The organism is Kitasatospora purpeofusca (assembly GCF_036010405.1).
GTDB lineage: Bacteria > Actinomycetota > Actinomycetes > Streptomycetales > Streptomycetaceae > Kitasatospora > Kitasatospora purpeofusca.
The window spans coordinates 5,251,018-5,271,765 of sequence record NZ_CP108561.1 but is presented as its reverse complement, the minus strand read 5'-3'; the positions used below and the strand labels follow the sequence as shown (position 1 = coordinate 5,271,765).

The 20,748-nt window shown below is 71.7% G+C and carries 19 protein-coding genes, 1 tRNA gene and 1 other RNA gene; 5 read left to right on the top strand and 16 right to left on the bottom strand.

Annotated features, from left to right (window positions below):
* Positions 1–8: 8 nt before the first annotated feature.
* The 9 genes from OG715_RS23400 to ffs all read right to left on the bottom strand — a co-directional run bounded on the left by OG715_RS23400 (position 9) and on the right by ffs (position 9,456).
* Complete coding sequence (locus OG715_RS23400) at positions 9–1,565, bottom strand: hypothetical protein (protein WP_266270818.1); 1,557 nt, start codon at positions 1,563–1,565, stop codon at positions 9–11.
* Positions 1,558–2,103: a SigE family RNA polymerase sigma factor gene (locus OG715_RS23395; protein WP_266271797.1), complete on the bottom strand. Its 546-nt coding sequence runs from the start codon at positions 2,101–2,103 to the stop codon at positions 1,558–1,560. Before OG715_RS23395 ends, OG715_RS23400 begins: the two co-directional genes overlap by 8 nt.
* A gap of 252 nt (positions 2,104–2,355) precedes the next feature.
* On the bottom strand, positions 2,356–3,525 hold the full coding sequence (locus tag OG715_RS23390; RefSeq protein WP_266270817.1) for an aspartate-semialdehyde dehydrogenase: 1,170 nt from the start codon (positions 3,523–3,525) through the stop codon (positions 2,356–2,358).
* Positions 3,522–4,802 carry an aspartate kinase gene (locus tag OG715_RS23385; protein ID WP_030392623.1) on the bottom strand — a complete coding sequence of 427 codons (1,281 nt, stop codon included), beginning with the start codon at positions 4,800–4,802 and terminating at the stop codon, positions 3,522–3,524. Before OG715_RS23385 ends, OG715_RS23390 begins: the two co-directional genes overlap by 4 nt.
* Before the next feature lie 340 nt (positions 4,803–5,142).
* On the bottom strand, positions 5,143–5,871 hold the full coding sequence (locus OG715_RS23380; protein ID WP_266270815.1) for a DUF5063 domain-containing protein: 729 nt from the start codon (positions 5,869–5,871) through the stop codon (positions 5,143–5,145).
* Positions 5,864–6,463: a recombination mediator RecR gene (gene recR / locus OG715_RS23375; RefSeq protein ID WP_266270814.1), complete on the bottom strand. Its 600-nt coding sequence runs from the start codon at positions 6,461–6,463 to the stop codon at positions 5,864–5,866. Before recR ends, OG715_RS23380 begins: the two co-directional genes overlap by 8 nt.
* Before the next feature lie 222 nt (positions 6,464–6,685).
* A complete protein-coding gene (locus tag OG715_RS23370) occupies positions 6,686–7,024 on the bottom strand; it encodes a YbaB/EbfC family nucleoid-associated protein (protein ID WP_078879765.1) in 339 nt (112 codons plus the stop codon).
* A 58-nt stretch (positions 7,025–7,082) separates the two neighbouring features.
* Complete coding sequence (locus tag OG715_RS23365; RefSeq protein WP_266270812.1) at positions 7,083–9,287, bottom strand: DNA polymerase III subunit gamma and tau; 2,205 nt, start codon at positions 9,285–9,287, stop codon at positions 7,083–7,085.
* 78 nt (positions 9,288–9,365) lie between these two features.
* Positions 9,366–9,456: signal recognition particle sRNA small type (ffs, locus tag OG715_RS23360), an RNA gene on the bottom strand.
* A gap of 133 nt (positions 9,457–9,589) precedes the next feature.
* Between ffs and OG715_RS23355 the strand changes: the two genes are divergently transcribed.
* Positions 9,590–9,674 (top strand) — tRNA-Ser (locus tag OG715_RS23355).
* A gap of 58 nt (positions 9,675–9,732) precedes the next feature.
* Here OG715_RS23355 and OG715_RS23350 read toward each other — a convergent pair.
* Together OG715_RS23350 and OG715_RS23345 are read right to left on the bottom strand one after the other, a co-directional pair.
* A complete protein-coding gene (locus OG715_RS23350) occupies positions 9,733–9,933 on the bottom strand; it encodes a hypothetical protein (RefSeq protein WP_053645724.1) in 201 nt (66 codons plus the stop codon).
* Entirely contained in the window at positions 9,926–12,025 is a 2,100-nt protein-coding gene (locus tag OG715_RS23345; protein ID WP_266270811.1) for a type I restriction-modification system subunit M/S, read from the bottom strand. Before OG715_RS23345 ends, OG715_RS23350 begins: the two co-directional genes overlap by 8 nt.
* Positions 12,026–12,782: 757 nt before the next feature.
* Here OG715_RS23345 and OG715_RS23340 point away from each other — a divergent pair.
* Together OG715_RS23340 and OG715_RS23335 are read left to right on the top strand one after the other, a co-directional pair.
* Positions 12,783–13,244, top strand: a complete 462-nt coding sequence (locus OG715_RS23340) for a prevent-host-death family protein (protein ID WP_266270810.1) — start codon at positions 12,783–12,785, stop codon at positions 13,242–13,244.
* A complete protein-coding gene (locus OG715_RS23335; RefSeq protein WP_266270809.1) occupies positions 13,241–13,597 on the top strand; it encodes a hypothetical protein in 357 nt (118 codons plus the stop codon). Before OG715_RS23340 ends, OG715_RS23335 begins: the two co-directional genes overlap by 4 nt.
* Positions 13,598–13,957: 360 nt before the next feature.
* Here the strand turns inward: OG715_RS23335 and OG715_RS23330 are convergent, their stop codons facing one another.
* The 4 genes from OG715_RS23330 to OG715_RS23315 form a co-directional block, all read right to left on the bottom strand.
* Entirely contained in the window at positions 13,958–14,371 is a 414-nt protein-coding gene (locus OG715_RS23330) for a PIN domain-containing protein (RefSeq protein WP_266270807.1), read from the bottom strand.
* Positions 14,353–14,637 (bottom strand): hypothetical protein, encoded by a 285-nt coding sequence (locus OG715_RS23325; protein WP_266270806.1) that lies wholly within the window; start codon positions 14,635–14,637, stop codon positions 14,353–14,355. Before OG715_RS23325 ends, OG715_RS23330 begins: the two co-directional genes overlap by 19 nt.
* 69 nt (positions 14,638–14,706) lie before the next feature.
* Positions 14,707–15,369: a response regulator gene (locus OG715_RS23320; RefSeq protein ID WP_266270805.1), complete on the bottom strand. Its 663-nt coding sequence runs from the start codon at positions 15,367–15,369 to the stop codon at positions 14,707–14,709.
* On the bottom strand, positions 15,369–16,574 hold the full coding sequence (locus OG715_RS23315; protein WP_266270804.1) for a sensor histidine kinase: 1,206 nt from the start codon (positions 16,572–16,574) through the stop codon (positions 15,369–15,371). Before OG715_RS23315 ends, OG715_RS23320 begins: the two co-directional genes overlap by 1 nt.
* Before the next feature lie 133 nt (positions 16,575–16,707).
* On the opposite strand from OG715_RS23315, the gene OG715_RS23310 reads away from it, so the two are divergent.
* Together OG715_RS23310 and OG715_RS23305 are read left to right on the top strand one after the other, a co-directional pair.
* Positions 16,708–17,475: an ABC transporter ATP-binding protein gene (locus tag OG715_RS23310; protein WP_266270802.1), complete on the top strand. Its 768-nt coding sequence runs from the start codon at positions 16,708–16,710 to the stop codon at positions 17,473–17,475.
* A gap of 29 nt (positions 17,476–17,504) precedes the next feature.
* Positions 17,505–19,802 (top strand): ABC transporter permease, encoded by a 2,298-nt coding sequence (locus OG715_RS23305; RefSeq protein ID WP_327064156.1) that lies wholly within the window; start codon positions 17,505–17,507, stop codon positions 19,800–19,802.
* Positions 19,803–19,889: 87 nt separating this feature from the next.
* Here OG715_RS23305 and OG715_RS23300 read toward each other — a convergent pair whose 3' ends face one another.
* Positions 19,890–20,732 (bottom strand): NmrA family NAD(P)-binding protein, encoded by an 843-nt coding sequence (locus OG715_RS23300; RefSeq protein WP_266270800.1) that lies wholly within the window; start codon positions 20,730–20,732, stop codon positions 19,890–19,892.
* Between the last annotated feature and the right edge of the window lie 16 nt (positions 20,733–20,748).

The window sequence follows — 20,748 nt, the reverse complement described above, 5'->3', positions numbered from 1 at the left end:
CGCCGACGTCACCCCGCCGACGGCGAGGTACCCGGCGCCGGGGCCCGGCCGTCCGGCACGACGGCGCTCGGCGCGGTGCGGTAGACCGTGCCCGCGCAGGCCTCGGCCAGGACGATCCGGGCCGCGGCCGGATTGCCCGGGGCCGGCGTGTACGCCAGGGTGACGCTCGACGAGCCCCGGCTCGGACCTGGCGCGGGGGTCGCCGACGGGCTCGGGGTCCCGGTGCTCCCCCCACTGGTCGAGCCGCTCGGCTGCGGGGCCGTGCTCGGCGCCCCGGTGGGTCCGACCGCCGGAGCCCCCTCGGTGGCCCCGCCCGCCCGGCTCACCTCGCTCGCTCCGGCGGGAGCACCGGTCGACGTCCCGGGCCCGCCCGGCCGGCCGCCGGTCGCCGCGACTCCGGCGGAGCCCGGCCCGGAGCCACCGCCCGTACTCGCACCCGCGCCGGACCCGGAACCCGAGCCGGAGCCGGAGCCCGAACTGCTCGGGCCGCCGGCCCCGGGAAGCGCGCCGCCCCCGCCCGTGCCGCCGGTCGCGCCCCCGTCACCCGCCGCGGACCCGGTGGCACCGCCACCGGTCGCCCCGCCTCCACCGGTCACCCCGCCCGCCGCACCGCCGCCGGTCGAGCCCGCTCCCCCGGACCCGGCGGAGGCGCTCGGCGAGGTCGTCCCCCCGGGGACGGGACAGCCCGCCGGGTCAGGGATCCAGGCGATGTCGACCCGGTAGACGGCGCGCGGCGCGAGGACGAGGCCGTTGCTCCCGGCGTCGGCCCCCGTCGCGGGGCCGGCCGACGGGCCGGGCGTGGGCAGCCCGATCGCCGGGTCGCCGGCGGTGTGGAAGGCGATCCGGATCCTCCCGGCGTCCGCCCCCGTGCTGCCGGTGCTGCCGGTGGCTCCCGTTCTGCCCGTGACCGTGACCGATCCGGGCCCGCCGAGCCGGCAGCTGCGTCCGGAGACATTGGTCATCGTGAAGGAGCCGTAGACCCGGCCGTCCGCGTCCGGGGCGCCGAGCTGCGCGGTGCCCTGTCCGAGGTCGGCCCGGGTGCACAGCGCCAGGACCGGGGTGTCGGCCCCGCCGCCGGTGGTGGTGGGGCCCGGGTCGAAGGTGCCGGGCAGCTGACCGGTGCTGCTCTGCCCGGCGCTCGGCTCGCTGCCGACGCTGCCGGACGGGCTGCCGGGGGCGGTCGGCGTCCCGCTGTCGGGGACCGGCGGGCGGTGCGCGCCGCCGCTGCCTCCGCCTGGGAGGGTGCCGGCGACGCTCGGGGAGACACTGCCGCTCCCCGCGCCGGACGAGCCGGGACCGCCGGACAGGCCGAGGTGGTCGGTGGTGTGCAGGGCCGGCAGGAGGAACGAGGCGACCACGGCCACGGCGGCGGCGCCGGTCCAGGCCCCGCGCCGGGCGGCCCTCCGCCGCGGCACCGCCCGCCGGATGCGCTGGAGTCCGCCGGGATCCGGTTGCACCCCGGCGACCGCCCTCAGCATCAACTCCCGTACCAGTCGCTCGTCCTGACCGGTCGACGCTGGGGAACCCCCCCGGCCGCCGTCACCCGTCCGACCGTCCTCAGCCATGCCCGGCCTCCATCTGGACCCTCAGCGCGGCAAGCCCCCGTGAGCCGTACGCCTTCACCGAACCGAGCGAGATGCCGAGGGTCTCGGCGACCTGCGCCTCCGTCATGTCCACGAAGTAGCGCAGCACCAGCACCTCCCGCTGACGGCGTTGCAGACCCCGTAGCGCGACCTTCAACTGGTCCCGCTCCAGCGCATCGTAGGCGCCTTCTTCTGCACTGGCCATGTCAGGCATGGGCTTCGGCAGCAGCCGCAGCCCGAGGATCCTGCGCCGCAGCGTCGACCGGGACAGGTTGACCACGGTCTGCCGCAGATAGGCGAGGGTCTTCTCCGGTTCCCGCACCCGCCGCCTGGCCGCGTGCACCCGGATGAAGGCCTCCTGGACCACGTCCTCACAGCTCGACAGGTCGTCGAGGAGCAGCGCGGCCAGCCGCAGCAAGGAGCGGTAGTGCGCCTGATAGGTCTCGGTGAGCAGGTCCTCGCTGGCACCGGCAGCGGTACCGGCGCCAGGACCCGCGGCACCGGGTGCAACTGCCGTCATCTGGCTTTCTTCCGGCCTATCCGCAGGCCACTGGACACGCGACGGGAACGTCACCGCGGCTGCCGCCGAGATGCCCGCTCCTGCCCCCACCATCACGTTCGCCACGCCCGTTGGACACTCGATCCCCTGTCATGGTTGCCCGCCCCGGCGCACATTCTCGCGCATGGGCCGAACGCCCCTCCAGGGAATTCGGCGAGGATTCGTCAAGCAGTCCGCGAACAAACCGCGCAGACTCCGGGTGGACGGGCGGATTCAGCCCGCTCCGACACCGTCCGCGCCCGTCCCGGCACCCTCGGCATCCGTCCCGGCAGCCGCCCCGGAACCACCGGTACCGGCACCACCGGCACCTTCGGTCCCGGCCGCCGCAGCCCGGTCGGCGATCTCCCGCGCCACCAGCTCGGCGATCTGAAGGGCGTTCAGTGCCGCGCCCCGGCGCAGGTTGTCGCCGCAGAGGAAGAGGTCCAGCGCGTTCGGGTCGTCCAGGGCGCGCCGCAGCCGGCCGACCCAGACCGGGTCCGTCCCCACCACGTCGTTCGGCGTCGGGAACTCGCCCGCCGCCGGATCGTCGTACAGCAGCACCCCGGGGGCGTCGCGGAGGATCTCGTGGGCGTGCTCCTGGGTGACCTCGCGTTCGAACACCGCGTGCACGGCGAGCGCGTGGGTGCGCACCACCGGGATCCGCACACAGGTCGCCGAGACCTTGAGCCCGGGCAGGCCGAGGATCTTGCGGGACTCGTCGCGCACGGTCCGCTCCTCCGACGACCAGCCGCCGTCGGTCAGCTCACCGGCCCAGGGCACCGCGTTGAGCGCGAGCGGGGCGGCGAACGGTCCGTGGTCGGCGATCACCGCCCGCAGGTCGCCGGTCTGCTCGCCGACCTCGGTGCCGGCCACCTGGGCGAGCTGGGCGCGCAGCGTGTCCGTGCCGTCCCGGCCGAGCCCGGAGGCGGCCTGGTAGGAGGCGACCACCAGCGACTCCAGGCCGTACTCGGCGTGCAGGGCGCCGATCGCCGCGAGCATGGTCAGGGTGGTGGAGTCCGGGCTCGCCACGATCCCGCGCGAGCGCATCCGGACGGCTGCCGCGTTGACCTCGGGCACCACCAGGGGAACGGCGTCGTTCAGCCGGAACGCGCCGGAGTTGTCGACCACCACCACACCCTTGGCGGCCGCGATCGGCGCCCAGCGGGCGGCGATCTGCTCGGGGACGTCGAACAGCGCGACGTCCACCCCGTCGAAGAGCTCCTCGGACAGCGGGAGGACCTCGACGGACTCCCCGCGCACGACCGCCTTGCGACCGGCCGAGCGCGGGGAGGCGGCGAGACGGATCTCGCCCCAGATGTCCTGGCGGAGGGAGAGCAGGCCGAGGAGCACCTCGCCGACCGCGCCGGTGGCGCCGACGACGGCGAGGTTCGGCCGCCGGGTCATCGCCCGGTGCCCCCGTAGACCACGGCCTCGTCCGTCTCACTGTCCAGCCCGAAGGCGGAGTGGACGGCCTGCACGGCCGCGTTGACGTCGTCGGCGCGGGTGACCACCGAGATCCGGATCTCCGAGGTGGAGATCAGCTCGATGTTGACGCCGGCCGCGGAGAGCGCCTCGAAGAAGGTCGCCGTGACGCCCGGGTTGGAGCGCATGCCCGCGCCGACCAGCGAGATCTTGCCGATCGCGTCGTCGTAGCGGAGCGACTCGTAGCCGATGCCCTCCCGGACCCGGTCGAGCGCGTCGATGGCCTTCTGGCCCTCGGCCTTCGGCAGGGTGAAGGAGATGTCGGTCAGACCGGTCGACGCCGCCGAGACGTTCTGCACGACCATGTCGATGTTGACCTCGGCGTCGGCGATGGCACGGAAGATGCGCGCCGCCTCGCCCGGCTTGTCGGGGACGCCGACGACCGTGACCTTGGCCTCGGACGTGTCGTGGGCGACTCCGGAGATGATGGCCTGCTCCATCTCGCCCCCTTCGGGCTGGTGCGGGTTGTCGTTGCTGACGATCGTCCCGGGAAGACCCGAGAACGACGAGCGTACGTGAATCGGGATGTTGTAGCGGCGCGCGTACTCCACACAGCGGTCGAGCAGCACCTTGGACCCGGACGAGGCCAGCTCCAGCATGTCCTCGTAGGCGATCCAGTCGATCTTGCGGGCCTTCTTCACCACGCGCGGGTCGGCGGTGAACACGCCGTCCACGTCGGTGTAGATCTCGCAGACCTCGGCCTTGAGGGCGGCGGCGAGGGCGACGGCGGTGGTGTCCGAGCCGCCCCGGCCGAGCGTGGTGATGTCCTTGCTCGACTGCGAGACGCCCTGGAAACCGGCCACGATCGCGATGTTGCCCTCGTCCAGGGCGGTGCGGATGCGGCCCGGCGTCACATCGATGATGCGCGCCTTGTTGTGGACGGAGTCGGTGATGACGCCGGCCTGGCTTCCTGTGAACGACTGCGCCTCGTGGCCCAGGGATTTGATCGCCATGGCCAGCAGTGCCATGGAGATGCGCTCTCCAGCGGTCAGCAGCATGTCGAACTCGCGGCCGGCGGGGAGAGGTGACACCTGCTCCGCGAGTTCGATGAGCTCGTCCGTCGTGTCGCCCATCGCGGACACCACGACGACGACCTCATGGCCGGCCTTCTTGGCGTCAACGATTCGACGGGCCACGCGCTTGATGCCCTCGGCATCCGCAACGGATGAGCCGCCGTACTTCTGCACGACAAGGCCCACGTGCGCTCCTCGACTTGTGTCGTTTCCGGGGGCCCTCGGCCCCCGCACCCCCGGGTGGCGGGGGCTGTGCGGTCGGCGCCAGTCTACCGAGCGGGGGTGCCCCGACCTCCGCTTTCCATATGATGAGACACACGTTTCGGCAGGTGAGCGGGGGTGCGGATACCGCCACCGGCAGGTCTGCGGGCGGGCGTCCGCCGTTCCGAAGAATCGGCGGACGAAGGGACGGCCGCCCCGGGGTTTTCCGTCCGGTGGCCGGGAGTGAGGTTTCCGTCACACTCCCGCCGCCGGGGGCCCGGGCGGCCTGTGTCCCCGTGTCCCGCGCCTGCGCCTTCGGGTGGCGTCAGTGGCCCAGGCCGAGTTCCGCCGCCATCAGGTCACCGGCCTGCTGCTCCAGCTGCTCGTCGGTGAGCCCGTCGTTGTCGGTGTCCGCCCCGTCCGGCGCCGCCCCGATCGGGCTGTCCAGCCGGACGTGCGCGATCAGCGACTGCAGCGCCCGCAGGACGGCCGTGCAGGTGGTGCCCCAGTTGGACAGGTACGAGAACTGCCACCACCAGAGCGCCTCGCTGACCCGGCCCTCGCGGTAGTGGGTGAGCCCGTGCTGCAGCTCGCTCACCACCCCGGCCAGGTCGTCCGAGATCCGGAACGCGCTCGGCTTCTCCGGCGGCCCGTACGGGTCGAAGACCTCGTGGTAGACGTCGATCGGCGCGAGCAGCACGGCCAGCCGCTCCCGCAGCTGCTCGGCGTCCGGCTCCGGACCGGCGTCGGGCTCGAACCGGTCCTCGGGGACGACGTCCTCGATGGCGCCCAGCCGGCCGCCGGCCAGCAGCAGTTGCGAGACCTCCAGCAGGAGGAGGGAGACGGCGCTGCCGGGCTCGTCACCCTTGGCGACCTCGGTCACCGAGAGCACGAAGCTCTCCACCGAGTCCGCGATCTGCACCGCGAAGTCGTCCGGCTCCGAGCCATGGGCGTGCGTGTGCGGAGGGTGCGGCACCTGCGCGGTGTCACGCTCCTCCTCCGGCCCGGCCTGATGGGGCGCGTGGGGCTGCTGGTTGATCGTCCGGTCAGACATCGAGCAGTCGTCTCCCTTCGAAGGCGCGACCGAGTGTGACCTCGTCCGCGTACTCCAGATCCCCGCCGACGGGCAGGCCGCTCGCCAGGCGGGTCACCTTCAGGCCCATCGGCTTGCACAGCCGGGCCAGGTAGGTGGCGGTCGCCTCCCCCTCCAGATTGGGGTCGGTGGCCAGGATCAGCTCGGTGACAGTGCCGTCCGCCAGCCGTGCCAGCAGCTCGCGGATCCGCAGATCGTCCGGGCCGACGCCCTCGATCGGGCTGATCGCGCCGCCCAGCACGTGGTAGCGGCCGCGGAACTCCCGGGTGCGCTCGATGGCGACGACGTCCTTGGACTCCTCGACCACACAGATGACCGCGAGGTCGCGGCGCGGGTCCAGGCAGACCCGGCACTTCTCGGCCTCCGCGACATTGCCGCAGACGGCGCAGAACCGGACCTTGTCCTTGACCTCCAGCAGCGCGTGCGCCAGCCGGCGGACGTCGACCGGGTCGGCCTGCAGGACGTGGAAGGCGATCCGCTGCGCGCTCTTGGGCCCGACGCCGGGCAGCCTGCCCAGTTCGTCGATCAGGTCCTGAACCACGCCCTCGTACACGTCGCGCCTTCCCTCGGGTTGGACCGGTGGCACCCGCGCGGGGTGCTCCGGTGCCATCATCCAACGAATCGGACGCCGGGCGCACCGCCCGACGCCCGACTCCCGCATTAATCACACAGGTCCGTTGTCCGAACTCCGGACCCGACTGTCCGCCCCGTACGCTCCGGTGCCCCGGCCCGTACCCGCTGTCACGGGCGGAGCGTCACGCTCGAAGGACCACCGTCAGAACGGCAGACCCGGGATCCCGCCGCCGAGGCCCTGGGTCAGCGGGCCCATCCGCTCGGCCTGCATCTTCTGCGCGGCCTGGTTGGCGTCCCGGACGGCCGCCAGGACGAGGTCGGCCAGCGTCTCGGTGTCCTCCGGGTCGACCGCGGCCGGGGCGATGGTCAGCGCCACCAGCTCGCCGGAACCGGTCACCGTCGCCTCGACCAGGCCACCGCCCGCCGAACCGCTCACCTTGGCCTCGGCCAGCTCCTGCTGCGCCTGGGCGAGGTCCTGCTGCATCTTCTGCGCCTGCTTGAGCAGCGCCTGCATGTTGGGCTGGCCACCACCGGGGAACACGGCTCACTCCTTGCGTTCGGTCCGCTCCTGCTACGTCCTCGACGAGCCTACGTGCTGCTCAGTTGCCACCGTGCCGGATCTCCTCCAGCACCGTGGCGCCCAGCTCCCGGATGATCAGCTCCTGGCCGGAGAACACGTCCTCGTTCAGATCGGGGTCGTCCTCCTCCGGCACGTCGTCCTCCGGGGCCACCCCCTGCGCCGGGTAGGCCGGGTACGCCGGGGACGGCGACGGCGAGGCCTGGACGGGCGGCGGCACCGGCGCGACCGGCGCCGGGGTCGGCGCGGCGGCCGGACGGGGCGCCGGAGCGGGCGCGACCGCGGGAGCCGGCGCGACGGGCGCCATCTGGGGCGCGGGCGCCGCCGGACGCGCCGGTGGGGCACCCCAGCCGCCCCCGCCACCACTCGGGGTCGCGGCAGCGGCGGAGCCGCCGCCGGGGCCACCCGCGCCACCGGACGGGTCGACGATGCACTCGATCCGCCAGTCCACGCCGAGCGCGTCCGCCAGCGCGGCCCGCAGCACGTCGTCGCTGTTGCTGCTCACGAAGCTGTCGCGGGCACCCGCGTTGATGAACGAGACCTGGAGCACGCTGCCGTCGAATCCGGCCACCTGGCCGTTCTGGCTGAGCAGGATCCAGGTGAACCGGCGACGGTTCTTCACCGCCTCCAGGATCTGCGGCCACAGCTGCCGGACCTGGCCCGCGCCCTGCTGCGCCGCCGCCGACGGCTGCCCGCCGGACGCCGGAGCGGGGGCGGGGGCCGGAACGGGGGCGGCCGGAGCCGCCACCGGAGCGGGCTGCGCGGGGGCCGCTGCGGCCACGGGGGCCGGTGCCTCCGCCGCGGGCGCCTCCCCGGCGGGCGGGAAGCTGCGCTTGATCGGCCACGCCCCGGGCGCCGGGCCGGCCGGCTGCGCGGGAGCGGGCGTGGGAGCGGAAGCGGGAGCAGACACGGGAGTCGGCTGCACCTGCACCGGCGCCTGCGGTGCGACCTGCGGTGCCTCGGGCGCCGCCGGCATCACCGCCGGTGCCTGCACCAGCTGCGGCATCGGCGCCGCCGCCACCGGACCGCCGGGCACGGCGACACCGCCGCCCACGGCGAAGCCACCGCTCGCGGCCCGCCGCTCCAGCTTGTCCAGCCGCGCCTGCAACGACAGCTCGTCGCTGTACGCGCCCGGCAGCATCACCCGGGCACAGATCAGCTCCAGCTGGAGCCGGGGTGCCGCGTTGCCGCGCATCTCCGTCAGCCCGGTGTTGACGAGGTCCGCCGCCCGGCTCAGCTCCGCGGCCCCGAACGCGTCCGCCTGCGCCTGCATCACCGCGATCCGGTCGGCCGGGGCGTCGATCAGCCCCTTCTCCCCCGCGTCCGGCACCGTGGCGAGGATCACCAGGTCGCGCAGCCGCTCCAGGAGGTCCGCGACGAACCGGCGCGGGTCGTGACCGCCCTCGACCACCCGGTCGACCACCTGGAACACCGTCGCCCCGTCGTGCGCGGCGAACGCGTCCACCACCTCGTCCAGCAGCGCCGAGTCCGTGTACCCGAGCAGCGACGTGGCCATCCCGTACGTCACACCGCCCTCGGCGGCGCCGGCCAGCAGCTGGTCCATCACGGACATCGAGTCACGCACCGAACCGGCGCCCGACCGCACCACCAGCGGGAACACGGAGTCCTCGACCTGGATCCCCTCCCGGCCGCACACCTCCGCCAGGTAGTCGCGCAGGGTGCCGGGCGGCACCAGCCGGAACGGGTAGTGGTGGGTCCGGGACCGGATCGTCCCGATCACCTTCTCCGGCTCGGTGGTGGCGAAGATGAACTTCAGATGCTCCGGCGGCTCCTCCACCACCTTCAGCAGCGCGTTGAAGCCGGCCGAGGTCACCATGTGCGCCTCGTCCAGGATGAAGATCTTGTACCGGCTGTGCACCGGCGCGAAGAAGGCCCGCTCCCGAAGGTCGCGCGCGTCGTCCACACCACCGTGCGAGGCCGCGTCGATCTCGATCACGTCGATCGACCCGGGCCCGCCCGTGGCGAGGTCCGTGCAGGACTGGCACTCACCGCACGGCGTGGGCGTCGGCCCCTGCTCGCAGTTGAGACAGCGGGCCAGGATGCGGGCACTCGTCGTCTTGCCGCAGCCGCGAGGGCCACTGAACAAGTACGCGTGATTGACCCTGTTGTTGCGCAGGGCCTGCTGGAGCGGAGCGGTCACGTGATCCTGCCCGATGACCTCCGCGAAGGTCTCCGGGCGGTAGCGGCGGTACAGGGCTAGGGACACACCCCCGACGATATCGGGACGGACCGACAAACGCGTCGCCCCTCGACGCCCCGCGCCCCACCGGCCCCCCGGGAACGCAAAGACCCCTCGCGCACCCGCCAGAGCCCTCCTACCCTTGCTGCCTTCCGGCCCTGGGGGAGTTCAGAGAGTTAGCGCCACACGAGGGGCTGGCCCCCACACTACCGGATCCGGGGCCCACCCCTCCACCACCACCCCGCCCCACCATCCGCAGGCCACCCCCGCCCCCGACCTCCGAGATACGTGGTCGCGAGCACCCCAAAACATGTACTAAGCTCTCCCACGGAGGATTCGCCTAGTGGCCTAGGGCGCACGCTTGGAAAGCGTGTTGGGGGCAACCCCTCACGAGTTCGAATCTCGTATCCTCCGCCGGCAGAAGGCCCGGACCGCTCAGCGGTCCGGGCCTTCGTCGTCTCCGGTGTCCGGTTCAACCGCTCACGGCGGCGGAGAGGACCGCGAGGCAGAGCAGCATGCAGCTGGCGAAGGCCGCGCCAGCGGTGATGACAGCACTGTGCCGATCCGTGCCGGCGCTCCGCTTCAGCATGAAGGCCAGCAAGGCGATGATCACGGAGGCAAGCGCGGAGACAAGCAGCCACGGAACTCGCGTGACGACGGGCAGGCTACTCATCTTCGGCTTCCTCTTCTGTGGTGTGGTCGATGTAAGGGACGAGTCCGGCATCGGGCTGGTGGGCGGTCGGCATCGCCGCGATGTCCATCAAGAGCGTTGAGAGCTCGCCCCTGGCGGCATCGGCTGCGGCAGCCACCTGCTCGTGGGCTGCGACCTGGTCGTCGAGCACACGCAGAAGCTCTCCGATGCGGTGCTGCTCCTCGTACGGCGGCAGCGATACCGGGAGCTGCCTCATCGCGCTGGTCTTGATCGAGTCAACGGTCGACATCGCCGCCCGGTCCTTGATCCACGCCTGGGTTCCCGGAAGGGAGAGGTATGCCAGAACGAAACGCGGGTCCACGCCGGGCTCGAAGCCGTGCAGCCGAAGGAGATTTCCGTTGTAGAGGCTGCCGGCGCCCTCCGCTCCCACCAGTGCCACGGGTCCGACCGTCCCGGTACGCGTGCAAAGGATGTCGCCCTCGCTCAACAGGAACCGTTCGAGCTGCTGCGCGTCGCGTGCCGAGATCCTGGTGTCCTCGCTGCCGTGGATCCGCCGGTTTCGCAGGTGCTTGGGCAGCACCACACGAACAGGGCCGTCCTCGGAGTACATCCCGGGGTTCAGCAAGGAGGGTGACGGCCCGGGCTGCACCTTGCACAGATCCTGCAGGAGCACGTTCCGTCGACCACCCGCACTGGGTTCCGGACTGCGGCCGGGCGCTGCCCGCTCCCAGCACCGCCGCGCTTCCTCGTCCAGGGATCCCGCCAGATCCAAGGCATCGTCGAGTTTCCGACGGGCGGATTCCACCTGCGCGGGTGTCGCCGCTACGTACGCACCGAGGCTGACGTAGTCGACAGGGCTCAGCGAGTAACCACGCTCCTCGATCTCCTCCACGGAGACCGATCGACCGAGCGCACGCGCTTCGTCGGGCATCGGGTTCCCGTCACGCAGCGATCGGTGGATCTGCCCCAGGAGCCGTACATCATCGGTGCTCAGCTCTCGGCGGGTCCGAGTGACCAACTCACCCAACTCGCGGGCATTGATGAAGTGCACCTCGGTACGCTGCGACGGTGCCGACAGGAACCAGATGCAGGCCGACACCGCGGTACCGGTGAAGAGATGCGGGGGAAGGGCGAGGATGCCGTCGACGACCCCGTCCTCGACCAAGGCCTGCCGGATCGCACGCTCCCTCGGCTGGTCGGATACGGCAGCGTTGTCCGCCATGATCACCGCAGCTCGTCCGCCGGGCCCGAGGGTGGAGAGGATGTGCTGGATCCAGGCGAAGTTGGCGTTGGACGGCGGCGGGGGCCCATATCGCCAGCCTCCGGCCGCGATCCGGCCCGATTCGGCGTTGAACGGCGGATTGGCCAGAACCAGGTCCACCGGTTCCCGCCGTCGCTCCGCCGGCTCGGGCCATGGTGCGATGTCATGGGTGCTCACCCGTGGAGTCACACCGTGGAGCATCAAGTTCATCGCGGTCAGGCGCAGCGTCGCCTCGTCCGGCTTTCCGGCCGTCACTGCCGACACCGAACCATCGCCGCTGGCCGCCACCATGGCCGACAGCAGTTCACCGCCACGCGGATAGGGATCGTGGATCCGGCCCGACACACCCTCCGGGGCAACCAGCTCGCTCAGCAGGGCCACCACCGTTCTAGGTGTGAAGGCGCTACGACTGTCCATACGCATGATGTCGGCATGCGCATCGAGCAGATCCCGGAAGGCATCCCGGTCGAGTCCAGCCACCGAGGCCATCAACTGCGGTACTTCAGCAGCGGGTAGGGGCTCAAGACCCTGCAGCGCAAACCGCATGGCCGGCGCCACCCCACAGCCCTTCAGCAAGCGATCGGTTCGCTCCCCCACCTCGCTGAGGAAGACCTTGGGTGTCAGCGCCAGGTGTGCGTCGGCCCGGTCCTCCAGGGCCGCCCAGTCCTTGTGTGCTCCCCACCTCAGAAAGATCAGGCACATCGGCAAGGACAGATAAGCCGTCAGCGACGGCGCGCCCCACATTTCCACCATCTGAGGCTTCAGCAACTCCGCCAGAACCCGCCGGGACCGCGACCGCTGCTGCTCGGCACCCGGTGAAGGCACGGCGAACCCAGCGGCCTGTCCAGCCACGGGAACTCCCTCGGACTGCCCGGACAAGGCTCGGACCCTGTCACCGTAGGTAACCCCTGAGGGCTCCTCCTCCCTCCGTGCCGACTTGGGCACAGACCGGACGTCAAGCCATCGCACGATGTCAGCGAGCCGGAACAGTCGCTTGTGGCCGACCCTCAGCTCCTGCGGAAAGTCCGGATAGCGGTTCTGCCAGTTCGTGACCGCAGAGGCCCCGACACCGGCCAGCTCTGCGATCTTGGCTCGGGAGACGAGTCTCCCGTCACTACTCTTGTCACTCAACGCAGTCACTCTCCCCGTCATCGGTCGGCTGCCCCGTGGAGCAAAGCTAGATGACCGACCATTAGGTCACCAAATGCGCACTGAAGTGCGCAAGGCTCCCCACTGCAGCGGCCTGCAAGGGAAACACAGGCCACCGATCAGAAGAGTGAGGATGAGCTGCATCTTTATGGACTGGCCGCGAATGCACCCCTGCGGTCGACCGACACAAGAAGCAAGCCGTGAACTTCACACTTGCAGGGAGGGCGCGCCGCGAGAAGCCTTCGGGAGTCCTCCGGAAGTCAACATCCCCGAAGGTTGCGAGCAGCGTCGACACTCTCCGTAATTCCGACTGGAGAGCGGAGGCATCGCCCCGGCGTCCGCCCCCGTTCAATGCGACCCCATGCAGGACCTCCAGCCCGATCGGCCGCCCTGGGCTCCGGCCTCCGGGGCGCAGTCCTTTCCATTGACTTCGGAACGTGTTCCGAAGTAGCATGGCCGCATGTCCACTCTCACCGTGTCGTTCTCCGATCTCTCGAAGAACTCGAAGCGTGTCGCGGACACCGTCGAGCAAGCGCAGCGCGTCCACGTCACTCGTCGTGACGGCGAGGACCTGTACCTGACCACCGAACGTCACGACCGCGAGCGCGAGGAGACCGCTGACGTCACCGCGCGGCTTTTCGCGGCCCTGATCACCAGCGACGAGGGTGCTCGCGCGGTCCTCCTCGCCCTCCCCGAGGTCTTCCCGTGGACCCGGCACTTGTCGGCCGAGGAGGTGCGCGAGTTCGTCGTCGACCTCATGAACGCCACCCGCGACGTGGTGGAACTGGACGTCCACGCCAATCTTCACCGCGTGATCGTCGAGTGGCGGGCCACCGCCAGGATCCTGGCTGACCCCACGCTGAGCGCCCAGCTCACCGGGCCGCTCACCGGCGATGACCACGGCGAGGTACCCGTCCCGTGAGCCCCAAGCGCGGAGACGACGTCCCGCCACCACCGGTCGGTGACGAGTGGCGGCTGCGATTCGCCACCAACGAAGCTGCCAAGGGGTGGGGCGACCTCTGCACGGAGGCGCCGGGGAACACTCGTCGTTGTTTCGAAGCCCTCCGCAATGCCCCCCTGTCCACGCGTGACCCCGATCGACAGCACCGGCTCCGAGGCCGCCTGGCGACGCGCGTTCTCGGCGGGGACGAGCTACCGCAGTGGGAGTACGAGGTGACTGCCGGCGGGCGCGCGCGCTACCTCGTCGACGAGCCGGGGCGGATCGTCCATCTCGTCTACGCCTCGCCTCGGCATCCCAAGGACACGGATAGCTGACCCTGAGCAAGACGGGTGATCCGGCCGTAGGTGCCAGGCAACGTGGTCTCAGTTTTGGTCTCATTCATCGCCGTCCAACCCGGTACGGCCACCACCCAACGGCTCACTCCGCCGCCGTTCAGGACGGGAGTGAACCCCGGCGGACGGGGTTCGGGAGAATTGGAAAGCGTGTTGGGGGCAACCCCTCACGAGTTCGAATCTCGTATCCTCCGCCTCTGCCAGCCATGGCAGCACGAAGGCCCCGACCGCCCAGCGGTCGGGGCCTTCGGCGTTGTATCGGGCCTGCCGCCTCGGGCTCGCACCAGGTGGGTTCGGGTCAGTCGAGGATGCGGCGGCGGGGCCCGCAGGCCCGGCCCGGTGTCATACGGCCACGAGCCGGACCCGGTCGCCGCAGAGCTTGGCCATGTCGTCGATGTCGGACGTCAGCAGGACGACCGGGCGCTGCTGCCGCAGCGCCATCTCGGCCACTGCCGCGTCGATCGCGTACTTGTGGCCGTGAAGACCTGCGGCGATCAACATCGCGGAAGCCGCCCGGGCCTCCTCGTCACCCACCTGCACGATCCGCACCCCGGACAGGATCCACCGGAGGCGGGCCTGGTCGGTACGGCCGTGCACGGCTTCGATGATGGTCGGAGCGCTGATGACCACCTCCATGCCCCGCTTCCGGGCCTCCGCCACCAGCGCGACGGCGGGCTCGTGGTCGGCGAGCAGCTTGGAGAGACCCTCGGAGTCGAGCACCAGGGTGCCCTCGTGGCTCAACTTGCGACGGGCCATCCGCCCTCCTCGGCGAACACCTCGTCGAAGACCTGCCGTGCGCGCTCCTGCTCCACCGGCGAGATCGATCCCTTCCGGCGTTCGTAGTCGGCCAGGTACTCGTCAAGGATCTGACCGCGCAGTTCCCGCTCGACGGCTGCGGTGATGAACGCCGAGAACTCGCGCTTGCCCACCCGTTGGCGGATCGCCTCGGCCGTACCTTCGGGCAGGGAGAGGCTGACTCTGGTGGCCGGCCCCTCGCCGATGCTGTAGGGCGTCTCAGTCATGGAGCAAAGATTATCAAAGAAGTAGGAATAGAGCCCCCTGGGGCGACGGCTCCCACAAGGCGGCAGGTCCTATCCCGTCGGGGAGACCAGGCCGTGCTCGTAGGCGAGGATGACGAGGTGGACGCGGTCGCGGGCGTCGAGTTTCGCGAGCAGGCGGGTCACGTAGGCCTTGACGGTGGCGGTGCTGATGAACATCGTCTCGGCGATCAGGGCGTTCGACAGGCCCCGGCCGATCAGGGTCAGCACCTCGAGTTCGCGGTCGGTGATGCCCTGGATCTCCTTGGGCCGCGGGGTGGCGGGGTGCTGGGGGCGGGCGGCGAACTCCTCGATCAGGCGGCGGGTCACCTTCGGTGCGATCAGGGCGTCCCCGGCGGCGACGACCCGTACCGCCGTGATGATGTCGTCCAGGGCCATGTCCTTGACGAGGAATCCCGAGGCCCCGGCCCGCAGGGCGTTGTAGACGTTGTCGTCGTCGTCGAAGGTCGTCAGGACGATCACGTGCGGGGCGCCGGCCTCCTTCGTGATCATCCGGGTGGCCTCGATGCCGTCCATGCCGGGCATCCGGATGTCCATGACGACGACGTCGGGGGCCAGTTCCCGCACCAGCCGCACGGCCTCGGCGCCGTTCCCGGCCTCCCCGACCACCTCGACGTCCGGGATGTCGGTGATCACCATGACCAGGCCGGCGCGGATCAGCGGCTGGTCGTCGGCGAGCACGACGCGGACCGGCATCAGACCTCCATCGGGACGGGGAGACGGGCGGTCACGCGGTAGCCGCCCTCGGGGCGCGGACCGGCGGTGAAGTCGCCGTTCAGCAGCCTCACCCGGTCACGCATTCCGGCGATACCGTAGCCGGTGCCCTCGCCCCGGCCGCTGCCGGAGCCGCTGTCGACGACCACGACGGACAGGTCGCCCGGCCGGAATTCCACCGAGACCCGGCACTGCTGCGTCCTGGAGTGCTTCACCACATTGGTGACGGACTCCTGGATGATGCGGAACGCGGACAGGTCGACCTCGGGCGGCAGCGGACGCCGCTCCCCGCGCCACTCGACGTCCACCCGGATGCCGGCCTCGCGAATGTTCTCCACCAGCCTGTCGACGTCCCCGAGTCCGGCGAGCGGCCGACCGGCGGCGCCCGACTCGGCGTCGTGGAGCGCGCCGAGCATGCGCCGGAGCCCGGCGAGCGTCTCCCGGCTGGTCTCCTCGATGACGCCGAGGGCCTTGCGGGCGCCCTCCGGCTGGGTCTCGATGACGCGCCTGGCGGCCCCGGCCTGGATCGCGACGACGCCGATGCTGTGCGCGACCATGTCGTGCAGCTCGCGGGCGATCCGCAGCCGTTCGGCCGTCACCGCCTGCTCGGCGACCCGGGAACGCATCTGCTCGGTGTGCTCGCGTTCCTGACGCCGCGAGTTCCCGACCACCCAGGCCACCACCACCATCATCAGGACGACGGCCTCGATCGAGGTGCCCACCCGGAACCCCAGCGCCAGGCGCGTGCCGACGTAGCCGAGCAGCCCGGCCAGGGCCAGCCCGGCGCAGCACAGCGACGTCCGCCTGGCCTCGGTGGCGGCGGCGAAGCAGAGGGCCACGCAGACCGGCAGGTACTGCTGGGGCGCGATGCTGGTGGTGTGCAGCGGGCCGGTGGTCAGGACCAGCGCGCCGAGCACCAGCAGCGTCGTCGAGACGAGTGCCAGGCGGGTCAGCAGCAGGCAGGCACCGACCGTCAGGGCGGCGGCGAGCAGCAGCATCGCCTGCTCGCGGAGGCTCATCGCGAACGGCTCGATGCGGTGGCTCTTCTCGCCCCAGGGCTGCAGTTGTTCACCCGGCCAACGGATCTGGACGACGAACGAGTACAGCGTGGACACGCACCAGGCGAGCGCCGTCCACGCGCCGGGGGTCACACGGTGGAGCAGCGTCGCGGGCGGGGTCGTGGGCATGGCGCGATCGTAAACGGCATGATCGTCCGGGGGCATCGGGCCGAGGGTGTACACCCTGGGTCGGTGTCCCGGCCCCGGGATGTGGACGACGCTCCGATGCCGCTCGACCAGGGCGGTCGGCAGTGTTCTCGCCATGACCAACACTGGCGGTTACGAGGAACGGGACGTCGTCGTCCGACTCACGGACGTGCGGAAGGACTTCGGTGACTACGCGGCCCTGGACGGCGTCTCGCTGACGATCGGCGCGGGCGAGTCGGTCGCCGTGATGGGGGCTTCGGGCTCCGGGAAGTCGACGCTGCTGAACATGGTGTCCGGGCTGGACCGGCCGTCCGCCGGATCGGTCGTCGTCGGCGGGGAGGACCTGGTCGGGCTCGACGAGAAGGGCCTGGCCCTGTTCCGCCGCCGCCGGGTCGGCATGATCTTCCAGTTCTTCAACCTGCTGGACGACCTGCCGGCCCTGGACAACATCGCCCTGTCCGGGCAACTGGTCGGGCTGAAGGCCGCGGTGGCCCGCAAGCGCGCCCTGGAGCTCATGGACGAACTCGGCATCGCCGACCGGAGGAACGTCTACCCGGCCTCGTTGTCCGGCGGCGAGCGGCAACGGGTCGCCACCGCGCGGGCCCTGATGAACCGGCCGGCGCTGCTGCTGGCCGACGAGCCGACCGGTGCCCTGGACAGCCGCTCCGGCGACCAGGTGATGCAGTTGCTCATGGATCTGAACGGGCTCGGCCAGACGCTCCTGGTCGTCACCCACGACCCGCGGCTCGCCGCGCGGTGCGCGCGCCGGGTCGTCGAGGTCGCGGACGGGCGCATCGCCCGGGACAGCGCCATGAACGGCGCGGCGGACACGGTGGCCACGACGGTCGCGGCGGACACTGCGGCCACGGCGGTCGCACGATGAGCGCCGTCTGGCGGGCCTCCCGGGCAGCCGTGAAGCGACGCAGGTTCCAGACCTTCGTCCTCGGTGTCGTCGTCATGGTCTCCAGCGCCATGGCCATCGCCACGCTGGGCCTGCTGGCGGCCGTGTCGGGCCCCTTCGACCGGGCCTACGACGCCGCGAACGGGGCGCACGTGGTCGCCGAGTTCGACAGTTCGAAGGTGACCGCGGCGCAGCTCGACCGGGCCGCGAAGGCCCCCGGCGTCGAGGCCGCCGCCGGCCCGTACCCCGTGGCCGTCCTCCACTCGCCCTCGGAGACCGGCGACCACCCGATCGGGATGTCGGGTTCGTTCACCGTCGTCGGCCGCGACCGGCCGGACACCCCGGTCGACACCCTCGGACTCAGCGCCGGCCGCTGGCCGTCCGGCCCCGGCGAGATCGTCCTGAACGCGCCCGCGTCCCTCGGCCGGATGGAGATCCGGTCCGAGCACGAGGTCGTCACCCCGGACGGCGTGAGGCTGAAGGTCGTCGGTTACGCCTCCTCGGCGAGCCGGTCCGCGGGCGGCTGGGTCGCACCGGACCAGGCCCGGGCCCTGGGCGCGGCCTCGTTCCAGATGATGTACCGCTTCGAGGACGCCGGGTCGGAGTCGGCGCTGAAGGCCGGCACCGCCGCCGCCACCGAGGGCCTGCCGTCGGACGCCCTGACCGGGACCGGCTCCTACCTGGCCCTCAAGGCGGAGCTCGCCAAGGGACCGAACACCTATGTGCCCTTCCTGACGGTCTTCGGCGTGCTGGGTCTGATCGTCTCGGTCCTGATCGTCGGCAACGTCGTCAGCGGCGCGGTCGTCTCGGGCTTCCGGCACATCGGCGTCCTCAAGGCCCTCGGGTTCACACCGAACCAGGTGACGGCGGTCTACCTCGTCATGGTCACCGTCCCCGCCGTGATCGGCAGCGTGCTCGGCTCGGTGGTCGGCGGCCTCGTCGGCAGGAAGCTGGTGCGCCAGGCGTTCTTCGGGATCTTCGGCAACGATCTCGTCGTCGACGGGGCGACCGTGCCGAGCTGGGTCCATCCGGTCGTGCTGGTCGGGATGCCGGTCCTGGTCGCGCTGTCCGCGCTCGTCCCGGCGCTGCGCGCCCGCCGCCTGCCCGCCGCCGTCGCCATCAGCGCGGGCGGCGCCCCGCGGACCGGACGCGGACTGGCGGTCCAGCGCAGGCTCGGCGGGCCCCGGCTGCCGCGACCGGTGAGCCTGGGCCTGGGGTGGCCGTTCACCCGGCCCGGCCGCACCGCCCTGACGCTGTCGACCGTCGTGCTCGGCGTCATGACGGTGACGATGGCGCTCGGCGTCTCCGCCTCGGTGGTCGAGTTCGGGAAGCTGCGGGACCAGACGGACCGGGTCCAGGTGCGCGTCGACCTCAACAACCCCAAGTGGAACCAGCCCGGCCCGACCCACTCCGACGCCGAACTCTTCGCACTGCTGCGCGCGCTGCCCGGCACCGCCCACGTGTCCGCGCGGAGCGTGGCGGAAACCCGGATGGCCGGCTCGCCGGACATCGTCCGGGTGGGCGTCGAGAGCGGCGACACGGCCGAGCTGCACCCGGACCTCGTCCGGGGACGCTGGATCGAGGGGCCGAACGAGATCGTGGTCTCGTCCGAGTTCTGGCACCGGCACAAGGTGTCCCTCGGCGACACGATCACGCTGGACACGAGCGACGGGCCGCAGCCGCAGAAGATCGTCGGCGAAACCACCGAGGGCTGGGACGTGACCACGCTCGACTGGGACCGCTTCGTCCCGCTCACCCCGGTCCAGCGCGCCCAGGGCTTCTCCGTCCAGCTCACCAAGGGCACCGACGCGCAGGGCTACGCGACCGCGGCCGCCGGCACGGATCCGGGGCTGAACGCGTCGGTGAACGGCGCTTCCGACACCGTCGAGAAGGTCATCATCGGTGTGGTGTCGACGCTCACCCTGATGCTGGTCCTCGTCTCCGGCCTCGGCGTGTTCAACACGGTGCTCCTCAACACCCGCGAGCGGCGCAAGGACCTGGGGATGCTCAAGTCCATCGGTATGACTCCGCGCCAGGTGATCGCCATGACGGTGACGTCCGTGGCGGCGATCGGGGCGGTCGGCGGGATCGTCGGCGCGCCGCTCGGGATGCTGGCGCACCGGATCGTCGTCCCGCTGACCGGACGCGGCACGGGGCTCGATCTGCCGGACTCGCTTCTGCAGGTGTGGAGTTGGCCGACGGTGGCGCTGCTGGTCCTCTCCGGCCCCGTGATCGCCGCGCTGGGGGCCTACCTCCCGTCCCGGGGCGCGGCGAGGGCACCTGTGGCGGAGGTCCTGCGGACGGAGTAGCGGGGGCGAGCGGACGGACCGCGAGCGGCACGGAGGGCCCGACCGCGCACGCGGCCGGGCCCTCCGGCGTTCCGCCGGGGCGGGTGGTCAGCGGAAGGCGGCCAGGTTGTCCGCGGCCCACCGGGTGTACGGGCGGGGCGGGTGACCGGTCAGGTGCTCGACGGTGTCGTTGACCGGGGCGGGCTTGCCGACGGTGTCGGCCATCAGGTCCAGCAGGGCGGCCACGAAGTCGGCGTCCATGAACTGGCTGAGCTGCTGGCGCACGGCCGGCGCGGGCACCTCCTCGAAGCGCAGCTCGCGGCCGAGGGCCCGGCCGAGCGTCTCGACCTGTTCGGTCTGGGTGAGCGACTGCGGGCCGGTCAGCTCGTACACCCGGCCGAAGTGTTCGGGGCTGCCGAGCACGGCGGCGGCCGCGTCGGCGACATCGCGCTCGTGCACCACCGAGGCGGCGGCCGCGGCGTGCGGGCCGCGGAGGACGTCGCCGCCGCCCTGCAGCTGCATGGCCCAGGCCAGCGAGTTGATCGCCGGGAAGAACAGCCGCAGGAACGTCCGGTCGATGCCCATCGCCGTGATCTCCTCTTCCACCCGTGCGTGGTAGGCGCCGATCACATCGGGCTGCGGGTCCGCGCCGTCGACGACGGCGCCCGAGGACAGGAACACGATCTGCCGCACTCCCGCCTGCCGCACCCGGTCCAGCAGCGGCTGTACGTCCATGCCGTAGGGCAGCACCAGGAACAGCTCGGTGACACCGTCCAGCGCGGGCCCGAGTGTCTCCGGACGGGCCAGGTCCCCGCGCACCACCTCCACGCCCTCGGGAAGTCCGGCCTTCTCGGGGGTCCGCGAAAGGGCCCGGACCTTCCGCCCGGCACCCGCCAGCGCCTCCACCGTCTGCCGTCCGAAGTGCGCGGTCGCGCCGATCACAAGAATCATGGCGGATCCCTCCCCA

Coding starts and splice junctions, on each gene's coding strand:
- OG715_RS23400 (WP_266270818.1), bottom strand. CDS start 1,565: ATGGCTGAGGACGGTCGGACGGGTGACGGCGGCCGGGGGGGTTCCCCA.
- OG715_RS23395 (WP_266271797.1), bottom strand. CDS start 2,103: ATGACGGCAGTTGCACCCGGTGCCGCGGGTCCTGGCGCCGGTACCGCT.
- OG715_RS23390 (WP_266270817.1), bottom strand. CDS start 3,525: ATGACCCGGCGGCCGAACCTCGCCGTCGTCGGCGCCACCGGCGCGGTC.
- OG715_RS23380 (WP_266270815.1), bottom strand. CDS start 5,871: ATGTCTGACCGGACGATCAACCAGCAGCCCCACGCGCCCCATCAGGCC.
- OG715_RS23350 (WP_053645724.1), bottom strand. CDS start 9,933: ATGAGTAGCCTGCCCGTCGTCACGCGAGTTCCGTGGCTGCTTGTCTCC.
- OG715_RS23340 (WP_266270810.1), top strand. CDS start 12,783: ATGTCCACTCTCACCGTGTCGTTCTCCGATCTCTCGAAGAACTCGAAG.
- OG715_RS23330 (WP_266270807.1), bottom strand. CDS start 14,371: ATGGCCCGTCGCAAGTTGAGCCACGAGGGCACCCTGGTGCTCGACTCC.
- OG715_RS23325 (WP_266270806.1), bottom strand. CDS start 14,637: ATGACTGAGACGCCCTACAGCATCGGCGAGGGGCCGGCCACCAGAGTC.
- OG715_RS23320 (WP_266270805.1), bottom strand. CDS start 15,369: ATGCCGGTCCGCGTCGTGCTCGCCGACGACCAGCCGCTGATCCGCGCC.
- OG715_RS23315 (WP_266270804.1), bottom strand. CDS start 16,574: ATGCCCACGACCCCGCCCGCGACGCTGCTCCACCGTGTGACCCCCGGC.
- OG715_RS23310 (WP_266270802.1), top strand. CDS start 16,708: ATGACCAACACTGGCGGTTACGAGGAACGGGACGTCGTCGTCCGACTC.
- OG715_RS23300 (WP_266270800.1), bottom strand. CDS start 20,732: ATGATTCTTGTGATCGGCGCGACCGCGCACTTCGGACGGCAGACGGTG.